Source organism: Bacteroides sp. 1001302B_160321_D4, assembly GCF_015667765.1.
Taxonomy (GTDB): domain Bacteria; phylum Bacteroidota; class Bacteroidia; order Bacteroidales; family Bacteroidaceae; genus Bacteroides; species Bacteroides xylanisolvens.
Map to the genome: position 1 here is coordinate 33,540 of NZ_JADPLO010000014.1, position 12,158 is coordinate 45,697.

At 43.8% G+C, this 12,158-nt stretch carries 13 protein-coding genes; 9 read left to right on the top strand and 4 right to left on the bottom strand.

Features of this window, described 5'->3' with window-relative positions:
• Positions 1-2 precede the first annotated feature (2 nt).
• The 3 genes from KFO40_RS07755 to rfbB all read left to right on the top strand — a co-directional run bounded on the left by KFO40_RS07755 (position 3) and on the right by rfbB (position 2,625).
• Positions 3-497, top strand: coding sequence for a metallophosphoesterase family protein (locus KFO40_RS07755; RefSeq protein ID WP_009038686.1), 495 nt, complete (start codon positions 3-5; stop codon positions 495-497).
• A 99-nt stretch (positions 498-596) separates the two neighbouring features.
• Positions 597-1,466: a glucose-1-phosphate thymidylyltransferase RfbA gene (rfbA, locus tag KFO40_RS07760; protein ID WP_004316988.1), complete on the top strand. Its 870-nt coding sequence runs from the start codon at positions 597-599 to the stop codon at positions 1,464-1,466.
• Between the two features lie 22 nt (positions 1,467-1,488).
• Entirely contained in the window at positions 1,489-2,625 is a 1,137-nt protein-coding gene (gene rfbB, locus KFO40_RS07765; RefSeq protein WP_008641275.1) for a dTDP-glucose 4,6-dehydratase, read from the top strand.
• Positions 2,626-2,628: 3 nt separating this feature from the next.
• Here rfbB and KFO40_RS07770 read toward each other — a convergent pair whose 3' ends face one another.
• Entirely contained in the window at positions 2,629-3,522 is an 894-nt protein-coding gene (locus KFO40_RS07770; RefSeq protein WP_211146232.1) for a 1,4-dihydroxy-2-naphthoate polyprenyltransferase, read from the bottom strand.
• A gap of 184 nt (positions 3,523-3,706) precedes the next feature.
• Between KFO40_RS07770 and KFO40_RS07775 the strand changes: the two genes are divergently transcribed.
• Together KFO40_RS07775 and KFO40_RS07780 are read left to right on the top strand one after the other, a co-directional pair.
• Positions 3,707-4,786 carry a metallophosphoesterase gene (locus KFO40_RS07775; RefSeq protein WP_211146244.1) on the top strand — a complete coding sequence of 360 codons (1,080 nt, stop codon included), beginning with the start codon at positions 3,707-3,709 and terminating at the stop codon, positions 4,784-4,786.
• 197 nt (positions 4,787-4,983) lie between these two features.
• Positions 4,984-6,273 (top strand): ATP-binding protein, encoded by a 1,290-nt coding sequence (locus KFO40_RS07780; RefSeq protein WP_211146233.1) that lies wholly within the window; start codon positions 4,984-4,986, stop codon positions 6,271-6,273.
• A 5-nt stretch (positions 6,274-6,278) separates the two neighbouring features.
• Here KFO40_RS07780 and nadD read toward each other — a convergent pair whose 3' ends face one another.
• From nadD to KFO40_RS07795, 3 genes are all read right to left on the bottom strand, one after another.
• Positions 6,279-6,869, bottom strand: a complete 591-nt coding sequence (gene nadD, locus KFO40_RS07785; RefSeq protein WP_049702168.1) for a nicotinate (nicotinamide) nucleotide adenylyltransferase — start codon at positions 6,867-6,869, stop codon at positions 6,279-6,281.
• A gap of 208 nt (positions 6,870-7,077) precedes the next feature.
• Positions 7,078-7,647, bottom strand: a complete 570-nt coding sequence (gene gmk, locus KFO40_RS07790; RefSeq protein ID WP_008641270.1) for a guanylate kinase — start codon at positions 7,645-7,647, stop codon at positions 7,078-7,080.
• A gap of 186 nt (positions 7,648-7,833) precedes the next feature.
• On the bottom strand, positions 7,834-8,712 hold the full coding sequence (locus KFO40_RS07795; RefSeq protein ID WP_004316996.1) for a YicC/YloC family endoribonuclease: 879 nt from the start codon (positions 8,710-8,712) through the stop codon (positions 7,834-7,836).
• An 89-nt stretch (positions 8,713-8,801) separates the two neighbouring features.
• On the opposite strand from KFO40_RS07795, the gene tsaB reads away from it, so the two are divergent.
• From tsaB to rimM, 4 genes are all read left to right on the top strand, one after another.
• Positions 8,802-9,491, top strand: a complete 690-nt coding sequence (tsaB, locus tag KFO40_RS07800) for a tRNA (adenosine(37)-N6)-threonylcarbamoyltransferase complex dimerization subunit type 1 TsaB (protein ID WP_004316997.1) — start codon at positions 8,802-8,804, stop codon at positions 9,489-9,491.
• Positions 9,492-9,520: 29 nt separating this feature from the next.
• Positions 9,521-10,132 carry a DUF4290 domain-containing protein gene (locus KFO40_RS07805; protein ID WP_004316998.1) on the top strand — a complete coding sequence of 204 codons (612 nt, stop codon included), beginning with the start codon at positions 9,521-9,523 and terminating at the stop codon, positions 10,130-10,132.
• Positions 10,133-10,289: 157 nt separating this feature from the next.
• On the top strand, positions 10,290-11,594 hold the full coding sequence (gene murA / locus KFO40_RS07810) for a UDP-N-acetylglucosamine 1-carboxyvinyltransferase (protein ID WP_008641268.1): 1,305 nt from the start codon (positions 10,290-10,292) through the stop codon (positions 11,592-11,594).
• Complete coding sequence (gene rimM, locus KFO40_RS07815) at positions 11,591-12,130, top strand: ribosome maturation factor RimM (RefSeq protein ID WP_117684054.1); 540 nt, start codon at positions 11,591-11,593, stop codon at positions 12,128-12,130. The genes murA and rimM overlap by 4 nt, the downstream gene beginning before the upstream one ends.
• Positions 12,131-12,158 lie beyond the last annotated feature (28 nt).

The following is a 12,158-nucleotide window of genomic DNA, read 5'->3' on the forward strand; positions in this document are numbered from 1 at the left end:
TTATGACAAGAATTGGATTATTATCTGATACTCACGCTTACTGGGATGAGAAATACCTGGAATATTTTGAACCGTGCGACGAAATCTGGCACGCCGGAGACATCGGTTCACTGGAAGTAGCGGAAAAGTTAGCCGCATTCCGTCCATTCCGGGCGGTGTACGGAAACATTGACGGACAGGAAATCAGAAAACTGTATCCTCAAATAAATCGTTTCACGGTGGATGGTGCGGAAGTACTGATAAAACATATCGGCGGTTATCCGGGAAAGTATGATCCTTCCATCATCGGTAGTCTGATGACGCGACCGCCCAAGCTTTTTATCAGCGGACATTCGCATATATTAAAGGTGAAGTATGATAAAACGCTGGATATGTTACATATCAATCCGGGAGCTGCGGGTATGTCTGGTTTCCATAAGGTGCGGACTTTGGTGCGTTTTGTTATCAATCAAGGGGCGTTTCAGGACTTGGAAGTTATCGAACTGGCGGACAAATAAAATAAATGTCCCCGCCTGACTGAAAAATTATTTTAAAATTTTGCCACGTCGGAATTCTTTCCGACCTTTGCACACTGTTAATGAATAACTCAGACGAACATGAAAGGAATTATTCTGGCCGGTGGTAGTGCCACCCGACTTTATCCGCTTTCCAAAGCGATTTCCAAACAAATCATGCCTGTGTATGACAAGCCGATGATTTACTATCCATTGTCGACACTGATGTTGGCAGGAATACGCGAAGTGTTGATTATTTCGACTCCACGTGACTTGCCTATGTTCCGGGATTTGCTGGGAACGGGTGAGGAGCTGGGTATGTCTTTCTCCTACAAAATACAGGAACAACCTAACGGACTGGCACAGGCTTTCGTATTGGGAGCCGATTTCCTGAACGGTGAACCGGGCTGTCTGATTCTTGGGGATAATATGTTTTACGGACAAGGCTTTTCTGCCATGCTCCGCCGGGCTGCCAATATAGAAAAAGGCGCCTGCATCTTCGGCTACTATGTAAAAGACCCGCGCGCATACGGTGTAGTGGAATTTAACGAACAAGGGAAAGTTATTTCACTGGAAGAAAAACCGGAAGTGCCGAAAAGTAATTATGCTGTTCCCGGACTCTATTTCTATGATGCCAGTGTGACGGAAAAAGCGGCAGCTCTTCGTCCTTCAGCACGTGGAGAATATGAGATTACAGACCTGAATCGCCTGTATCTGGAAGAAGGCACATTGAAAGTGGAACTCTTCGGCCGCGGATTCGCATGGCTGGATACGGGTAACTGCGATAGTCTGCTGGAAGCATCCAACTTCGTGGCCACTATTCAGAACCGGCAAGGTTTCTACGTCAGCTGTATTGAAGAAATCGCCTGGCGTCAGGGATGGATTCCGACGGAGCAATTGCTTCTGTTAGGTCAACAACTCGAAAAGACCGAGTACGGAAAGTATCTCATCGAATTGGCAAAACAATCCTAAAATCAACATAATAGAATAAAATATGAAAACTTATCTAGTGACCGGTGCCGCAGGATTTATCGGGGCAAATTACATCAAATACATCTTGGCCAAACATAACGACATCAAAGTCGTGATATTGGATGCTTTGACGTATGCAGGTAACTTAGGAACGATTGCCAAAGACATCGACAACGAACGCTGCGTCTTTATCAAAGGAGACATTTGCAGCCGTGATGTGGTAGACGGTCTTTTTGCTGAGTATCGTTTTGATTATGTGGTGAATTTCGCTGCCGAGAGTCACGTTGACCGCAGCATTGAAAATCCGCAACTGTTTCTGATTACCAACATTCTCGGAACACAGAACTTATTGGATTGTGCACGCCGCGCATGGGTAATGGGAAAAGATGAACAAGGATACCCTACCTGGAGAAAAGGTGTACGCTATCATCAGGTATCCACCGACGAAGTGTATGGTTCACTGGGAGCCGAAGGGTATTTCACAGAAACAACCCCGCTTTGTCCTCACAGCCCGTACAGTGCCTCTAAGACTAGCGCAGACATGGTAGTGATGGCTTACCATGATACTTATAAAATGCCGGTAACAATTACCCGCTGCTCAAACAACTATGGTCCGTACCATTTCCCGGAGAAATTGATTCCGTTGATTATCAAGAATATCCTCGAAGGAAAACATCTCCCCGTCTACGGTGACGGCAGTAATGTACGCGACTGGCTTTATGTAGAAGATCACTGCAAAGCGATTGATCTCGTTGTACGTGAAGGTAAAGACGGAGAAGTGTACAACGTTGGCGGACATAACGAGAAGACAAACCTCGAAATCGTAAAACTGACTATTTCAACTATCCACCGTCTGATGGCAGAGAAGCCCGAATATCGCCAGGTTCTCAAAAAGAAGGTGAAAGACGAAAACGGAAATATTTCGATCGACTGGATCAATGAAGATCTGATTACGTTCGTTAAAGACCGTCTGGGACATGACCAACGTTACGCCATCGATCCTACAAAGATTACAAATGCTTTAGGATGGTATCCCGAAACAAAATTCGAAGTCGGTATCGTAAAGACAATCGAATGGTACTTGGCCAACCAAGCTTGGGTGGAAGAAGTTACCAGCGGAGATTATCAGGGTTACTACGAAAAGATGTATGGGAAATGATTCTCAACTTACCAACATTCCTATTGCAATAAGAACACCCATAAACAGCATATTACGCGAAGTCTCGCCTAATATGCTGTTTAATTTTTTACCACTATATATTTTCACCATCCGTTTCCAGGTGAGGAAATGAGGAATCAAATAGAGTTGCGGAAGAAGAGCGGCTAAAAAATGACCTTCACGAAGGAAACACAGACAGAGAAAAGAAGCTGTAACACCCAGCATCAAATAAAAATAGCGGCCGAACTTCTCACCGAAACGAACGATTACCGTTCTTTTTCCACTGCGCGCATCCGCTTCCCGGTCACGGTAGTTATTGACTACCAGTAGCGTATCAATCAATAGTCCACAAATCAGAGAGGCGATAGTGACATCCGGCGTCCATGTTAGCGCTTGCACGTAATATGTTCCGCCAACAGGCACAAATCCAAAGAAAACAATCACCAGTACATCTCCCCAGCCGTTGTAAGAAAGAGGATAAGGCCCGGTGGTATAAAGAAAGGCGAATAATACACAAAACACTCCTACGACAATCAGTTCCCATCCGGCAAAGAAAAGTAATGTGCAACCGATAAGACAGGCAAGAGCAACCGTAATAATAATCCCGGTTTTCATCGCTTGCGGAGAAATCCATCCCTGTGCACAAGCACGTTCGGGTCCCAGGCGATCTTCCCGATCTGTCCCTTTGAGGAAGTCGAAAAGGTCATTGATGAAATTAGCGGCAATTTGCATCAGACTTGCGAACAGACAGCAGATCAGTGCCGGCAACCAGTGAAAATGCCCGTCCATCGCAGCGAGAGCTGTACCTATCAGAACAGGGGTAATAGCTCCTGTAAGAGTTTTGGGACGTGCAGCTAATATCCATGCTTGTAGCGAGTTACGCTTTACTTCTTCCATACTTTAATATATTATAAAGAGTTTTGACGGACAAAGATACATGATTTTTCGTATCTTTGCACCCTAGAAAACTTCAAACTAAGAGAAGATGAAGAAAATAAATGCTCCTGTGATGGAGAAAATAAATACCCTATTGATGAAAAGAATAAATACCCCATTGATGAAAAAAATAAATATCCCATTGATGAAGAAAACGATTTATCCACTGACGAAGAAAACAATCTACCCTGTTATCCTGTTGGCATTGCTTTTGCTTGTTTCCTGCAAGTCGAAAAAGAATATGGTGACTAGCTTGCCGCACCCTGTCTTACATACTGATTCCATTTATCCGGATACGACTAACGCCATTGCCGGACTGTTCGCTCCCGACCACTCGAAACTCAAAGCACTGGCTGTTTCTAAAAACAAAAAGCAACATACAAAGAAAAAGGAGACTGATACCGACGCGTACGAATCCGACCGGATGCTCCGTGGAACCCAAATAACCTCTTCCAGCGTAGATGTGTCATCTGTTTATACAGGAGTGGACCGTGTAGTAAAATACGACTTCACCCACCGCGATGTACCTGAAGCTTTTGAAGGTTTCCGCATCGCTTTCATTTCCGATTTACATTACAAAAGCCTGCTGAAAGAGAAAGGATTGAACGACCTTGTCCGCTTATTGATTGCCCAAAAAGCAGATGTTCTTTTGATGGGTGGTGATTATCAGGAAGGTTGCGAATATGTAAAACCTTTGTTTTCCGCACTTGCACGTGTAAAGACACCAATGGGAACCTATGGAGTGATGGGTAATAATGATTACGAACGTTGCCACGACGATATTGTGAACACAATGAAACATTACGGAATGCGTCCGTTAGAACACGAAGTAGACACGCTGCGTAAAGACGGCCAGCAGATTATTATCGCCGGAGTGCGCAATCCTTTCGATCTGGGGCGCAACGGAGTATCACCCACTTTGGCACTCTCTCCCAAAGATTTTGTCATCTTACTAGTTCATACGCCGGATTACATAGAAGATGTTTCAGTAGCCAATACAGACCTCGCTCTCGCAGGACATACACACGGCGGACAAGTCCGTGTATTCGGAGTCGCCCCGGCACTGAACTCACACTACGGCAATCGTTTTATCACCGGACTGGCATATAATACAGCAAAAATTCCTTTGATTATAACAAACGGAATAGGAACTTCAAAGTTACCGATCCGTGTCGGTGCTCCGGCAGAAATCATCGTCATTACTCTTCATCGATTGACGGAGTAAGGTATCGTGACTTGGTACAATAACAAACAAAAATAGCAACATCACACACTTTTCTGATACGACTTTCTGTAACATACCACACTTTTAGGGTATAACTTTTTGTTAAATACCACACTTTTAGGGTACGACTTTTTGTTATTATCCTTTTTAGTGCTTACATTTGTACCTATAAGTAGCTGACAATAAAAGAAAGAAGTATGAGAAGAAATGCAATGCAACAATTGTACGATTGGAAAGAAAAGTCTACACGAAAGCCTTTGATTATTCGCGGAGCCCGTCAGGTAGGAAAGACATGGCTTATGAAAGAGTTTGCGGCTACTGCTTACAAACAGTTTGCCTACATCAACTTCGAAGACAATGAAGTGATGAAAGAGGTTTTTCAAAAAGATTTTGATATCGAACGTATTTTGATGGCTATCCAGTTAGTAACCGGAAAAGTAGTAGATACAGATACCTTAATTCTTTTTGACGAACTTCAGGAAGCCCCACGCGGCTTGACAGCCATGAAATATTTCCTGGAGAAAGCGCCACAGTATCATGTTATTGCAGCTGGTTCTTTACTGGGCATCGCTATGCATCAAAATGACTCTTTCCCGGTGGGAAAAGTCGATTTTATAGACCTATATCCACTTTCTTTTTCCGAGTTTTTAGAAGCTATCGGACAAGAGTCTTTTGTCAGCTTGCTTGCAAAGCAAGATTGGAACCTCATTTCTACCTTCCGTTCTAAATTCACCGACTTCCTTAAACAGTACTATTTCGTAGGAGGAATGCCCGAAGTAGTCAATGCATTTATTGAGCATAAAGACTATACCGAAGTCCGCCAGTTGCAACAAAACATACTGGATTCTTATGACCGTGATTTTTCCAAACACGCTCCTATTGCCGAAGTCCCTAAGATTCGTATGGTGTGGCGTTCGGTTCCTGCACAACTGGCTAAAGAAAATCGCAAATTCATTTATGGAGTTATAAAAGAAGGAGCAAGAGCCAAGGATTTTGAACTGGCCATAGAATGGCTGATAGATGCCGGTCTTATTTATAAAGTAAACCGGGTAAAGAAAGGTGGAATACCTTTATCGGCCTACGAAGATTTTTCCGCATTCAAACTGTTTATGCTAGACACCGGATTAATGGGAGCAATGAGCGGACTCCCCCCACAAGCATTATTGGAAGGCAATGTTTTATTTACCGATTATAAAGGAGCAATTACCGAACAATATGTGTTACAACAACTGAAATCAGTGAAAGGCTTGAATATCTATTACTGGTCTTCAGATACTTCCAAAGGAGAATTGGATTTCCTTTTGCAAAAAGAAATCTGTATTATTCCGGTCGAAGTGAAAGCTGAAGAAAATTTACAGTCGAAAAGTCTGCGTTCTTTTGTTGAAAAGAATCCAGAACTACATGGCATCCGTTTTTCCATGTCAGATTATCGGGAACAAGAGTGGCTGACAAATTATCCGTTATATTCTGCCGGACACATATTATAATATATTCAAAGGCGTATATTATCTTTCTTAATAGCCTCCCAAGCTCTCGGATGCAGGAAGTAACGAATATCTTTCCCTGCACTCAAGGCTTCCCGAATAAAAGTGGAACTGATTTCAAAAACAGGGGAATGAACGAGACGCACGGTTTCCGGCAATTCCTCTTCTTTTACCGGAAAGCCGGGACGAGGATAAATGAGGAGTTGATTCTCTTTAATGATGCGTTCGGACTGATACCAGCGTCCAAAACGTTCCCAATTATCGGAACCGATAATGAAATAAAATTCCCGGTTAGGATACGTTTCACGAAGTTTTTCCAGTGTATATACGCTATACGAAGGACGGGGCAAATGAAATTCAAAGTCTGAAGCTCGAAAACGAGGATAATCACTGATGGATAACTCCACTAATTGAAGACGAAGCTCGTCGCTCCATAACTCTACCTTCGTTTTCAAAGGATTCTGCGGACTTACCATAAACCATATTTCATCCAACCCTTCATACTCACAAAGGTAATTGGCTAAAGCGAGATGCCCGATATGAATCGGATTGAATGACCCGCTGAAGATTCCGGTTTTTCTTGTTTTAACTTGATTCATTTTCCGCTATTCTTTCTTGCTTTATTTTCTTTCTCCACTTCGGTAAAACAATAGCTTGTCTGATTGTGAGAAGTAGCGCAATGCCGCTTATGAACCATTGTTGAAAATAAAGGCATACAATAAAAGCAAGAAGATTCATCACACCGGTGACGGCACACAGATACATCCATTTTCGGGTGTTACAATTCTTCTTGTACATTCTCAAGTCTTATTCTTCGGCTAAAAACTCTTTGATTACTTTCAACGCTTCTGCCTTCGCTGCTTCCAAATCGTCATTGACAATCACACAATCGAATTGCGGAGCAAAGCCCAATTCATATTCCGCCTTAGCAATACGGCTTTCAATGATTTCCGGGGCATCCGTTCCGCGCCCTTCTAACCGGCAACGTAATTCTTCCACCGAAGGCGGTTGAATGAACACTGACAACGCACGGTCACCATAAAACTTCTTGATATTACATCCACCTACCACATCAACGTCAAACACAACATTCTGACCTGCTTCCAGTTGCTTTTCCACTTGTGCCTTCAACGTTCCGTAATAACGGTCCTTATATACTTCCTCATACTCCAAAAATTCGTTGTTCTCAATGCGACAACGGAATTCCTCCGGCGTAAGAAAGAAATATTCCACTCCGTGCTGCTCCGTCCCACGCGGAGGACGGCTGGTAGCAGAAATAGAAAACGCAAGATTCAAATTCTGCGTCAGCAGATAATTGATAATAGTAGATTTGCCCGAACCTGACGGGGCAGAGAAAATAATTAGTTTACCGGTCATTATTAAAGTTTATTTGACATTAAGTTATTTACGATTAGACGATTTACGATGTACGGTTGATATTACTTTTTGAATTTATAAATACCCAAATGTGTACACTATTATTTCGCAATACTAACTTCAATCGCACATCGTAAATCGTCTAATCGTAAATGAATTATCGTAAATGAATTTATTGTGAGTAAATTACATCACGTTCAACACCTGCTCCTTAATCTGCTCCAACTCATCTTTCATCTGAACAACGATTTTCTGCATTTCGGCATGATTGGACTTGCTACCTAACGTATTGATTTCCCGACCCATTTCCTGGGCGATAAAACCAAGTTTCTTACCTTGTCCGTTACCGCTTTCCATTGTACTGATGAAATATTTCAGATGGTTGCTAAGGCGTTGTTTTTCTTCATTGACATCCAGTTTCTCAATGTAATAGATCAATTCCTGCTCCAAGCGGTTCTTGTCGTAATCCACACTTAATGTCTTTTCGAGAGCATCCGTGATGCGTTCTTTCACTTTTTCCACACGCTCTTTTTCGTAAGGAGCGATCTTTTCGAGCAGGCTTGAGATATTGGCGATCTTTTCACGGAACTTCTTTTCCAGTGCAGCACCTTCCTGTTTGCGGAAATCTACTAGATGACTGATAGCATCGAGCACAGTGGCATGCACCATTTTCCATTCCTCGTCGGTCAGTTCCTGGATTTCCGTTTTAGTCATCACATCCGGCATACGGAGCAATGTCTGAAACCAGTCGGCAGGAACAGGAATACCAAGATTCTGCGAGATTGCCAAAATCTGTTTGTAGTAACCTTCCACCAATACTTGATTGATAGGAGTCGCATTTTCTGCCGTTTCTTTCTTCTCGATCCACAGGCTGAAATCAACCTTTCCACGTTCCAGCACTTTAGAAATCTCATTACGGATTTCAATCTCTTTTTCACGATACGCCGGAGCGATGCGAGTGGATAAATCCATTGCCTTGCTGTTGAGCGACTTGATTTCTACATTTATTTTTTTATCAGGAAGTTCGGCCGTAGCTTTGCCGTATCCTGTCATAGACTGTATCATAACCTTAAAGTTTTGTGCAAAAGTACACGAATATTTTAAGAATTGGAAATAATCATGTAAATTTGCGACAATTTAATAAGCTGATTTTTATGTCGTGTATACTGAATATTGAAACCTCTACCTCTGTTTGCTCGGTAGCGGCCAGTCAAGACGGACAGACGATTTTTGTGAAAGAAGATTTGAAAGGCCCTTCACACGCCGTGTCTTTAGGAGTTTTTGTAGATGAAGCGTTGTCTTTCATAGACAGTCATGCCATCCCTTTGGATGCAGTCGCAGTGAGTTGCGGGCCGGGTTCTTATACCGGACTTCGAATCGGGGTTTCTATGGCGAAAGGAGTTTGTTACGGACGTAACGTCCCATTGATCGGTATTCCGACGCTGGAAGTATTGACTGTTCCGGTGTTGTTGTATCACGACTTGCCCGAGGACGCTTTGCTTTGTCCGATGATCGACGCCCGCCGCATGGAAGTATACGCAGCCGTTTATGACCGCAGACTTCAGGTGAAACGTGCAGTAGCTGCCGATATTGTAGACGAAAACTCTTACTTGGAGTTTCTGAACGAGCAGCCGGTTTATTTCTTTGGAAACGGGGCCGACAAATGCCGCGAACAGATTACGCATCCGAACGCACATTTTATCGACAATATTCACCCGTTGGCTAAAATGATGTTCCCGCTGGCAGAAAAAGCAATAGCCGACGAAGATTATAAAGACGTGGCTTACTTCGAACCTTTCTACTTGAAAGAATTCGTTGCTTCCATGCCGAAAAAACTTCTTTAATTTTTAATTTTAAACTTTCAATTAAATAAATGCAATACAATACTCAACAGAAAAGAATGCCGCTTCCCGAATACGGGCGTAGCATCCAGAACATGGTAGATTATGCGTTGACCATTCAGGATCGTGCAGAACGTCAGCGTTGTGCTAACACCATCATCAACATTATGGGAAATATGTTCCCCCATTTGCGTGATGTGCCCGACTTCAAGCACAAGCTCTGGGATCACCTGGCTATCATGTCCGGTTTTGAGCTGGATATTGACTACCCGTATGAAATCATCCGTAAGGACAACCTGGTGACCCGCCCGGATCCGATCCCCTACTCCACTGCCCGTATGCGTTATCGCCACTACGGACGCACACTGGAAGTGCTGATAAAGAAAGCAATCGAATTCCCCGAAGGAAACGAAAAGAGAAACCTGATTGCCCTCATCTGCAACCACATGAAAAAGGACTACCTGGCATGGAACAAAGATACAGTGGACGACAAAAAGATCGCCGAAGACCTGTACGAACTCTCCAACGGGGAACTCCAAATGACTGACGATATCGTCCGGCTGATGGCAGAACGCCTGAACCAGAACTATCGTCCGAAGACGAACTATACCAATAATCGTCAGAACAACAAGAGAAGATACTAAGAAAATAGGAAATAAGTATTAAGTATAAAGTATTAATCGCAGCCATTTGTTGGCACTGGTTGGATTTCTTTTACTTATTTACTTAGCGTGCGATACCGTACGGTTAATACTTAATACTTGATACTTAATACTTTAATCACACTTAATACTTTAATTAATGGCTTCATTTGTAATCGAAGGAGGACATCGGCTTTGCGGAGAGATTCACCCGCAAGGAGCTAAAAACGAAGTTTTGCAGATAATCTGTGCCACATTGCTAACCGCAGAGGAAGTAACGGTGAACAATATACCTGACATTCTTGATGTCAACAACTTGATTCAGCTCTTGCGCGAGATGGGAGTGACGGTTGCAAAGAAAGGCATTGATTCTTATAGTTTTAAAGCAGAGAATGTAGACCTGGCTTATCTGGAAAGCGATGAGTTTTTAAAGAAATGCTCCAGTCTGCGAGGCTCTGTCATGCTGATTGGCCCTATGGTGGCACGTTTCGGCAAAGCGTTGATATCCAAGCCGGGAGGAGATAAAATCGGTCGCCGCCGTTTGGATACTCACTTTGTAGGTATTCAGAATTTAGGAGCGGACTTCCGTTATGATGAAGGACGGGGCATTTATGAAATAACAGCCGACAGACTTCAAGGAAGCTATATGCTGCTGGACGAAGCATCCGTCACCGGAACAGCCAATATCGTAATGGCTGCCGTGCTTGCCAAAGGCACTACTACCATCTACAACGCTGCCTGCGAACCTTACGTGCAACAACTCTGCCGGTTGCTCAACCGGATGGGAGCGAAAATCAGCGGAATTGCCTCCAACCTGCTTACTATTGAAGGTGTGGAAGAATTGCATGGCGCGCAACACACCGTATTGCCCGATATGATTGAAGTCGGCAGTTTTATCGGTATGGCAGCCATGACAAAAAGCGAAATTACCATCAAGAACGTTTCTTACGAAAACCTTGGAATCATCCCCGAGAGCTTCCGCCGCCTAGGCATCAAGCTCGAACAGAGAGGAGATGACATTTATGTTCCCGCACAGGAAACCTACCAGATAGAATCATTCATCGACGGCTCCATCATGACGATAGCCGACGCCACCTGGCCGGGACTGACTCCCGACTTGCTTAGTGTGATGCTCGTTGTAGCCACACAAGCCAAAGGCAGCGTACTGATCCATCAGAAGATGTTCGAAAGCCGCCTGTTCTTTGTGGACAAGCTAATCGATATGGGTGCACAGATTATCCTCTGCGACCCTCACCGTGCCGTAGTCATCGGACACAATCATGGCTTCAAGTTGCGCGGTGCCCGCCTGACTTCACCGGATATACGTGCCGGTATCGCCCTTCTGATTGCCGCCATGAGTGCCGAAGGAACGAGTACCATTAGTAACATCGAACAGATAGACCGTGGTTATCAGAACATCGAAGGACGTCTGAACGCTATCGGAGCCAGAATCACCCGAATATGATAAAGAAAGAAGAAGTATATAAGATAGGATTATTCAATAAACCGCATGGTATTCACGGCGAATTGCAGTTTACGTTTACCGACGACATTTTCGACCGTGTGGACTGCGATTATCTGATATGCCTGCTCGACGGTATTTTCGTGCCCTTCTTCATTGAAGAATACCGTTTCCGTTCTGACTCCACCGCTTTGGTAAAACTGGAAGGAATAGACACCGCCGAACGTGCCCGAATGTTCACCAACATTGAAGTTTACTTCCCCGTAAAGCATGCGGAAGAAGCGGAAGACGGCGAATTGTCCTGGAACTTCTTTATCGGTTTCCAAATGGAAGACATTCATCACGGACCTCTGGGAGAAGTGATAGATGTGGATACCACTACGGTAAACACCCTTTTTGTGGTTGAAAGAGAAGAAGAGGAACTACTCGTTCCCGCCCAGGAGGAATTTATCGTAGGGATAGACCAGAAACAGAAACTCATCACCGTGGAGCTTCCCGAAGGGTTGCTCAATCTGGAAGAGTTGGAAGATGACCGATGAGAACAAATAAAACGATGAGTCACTCATC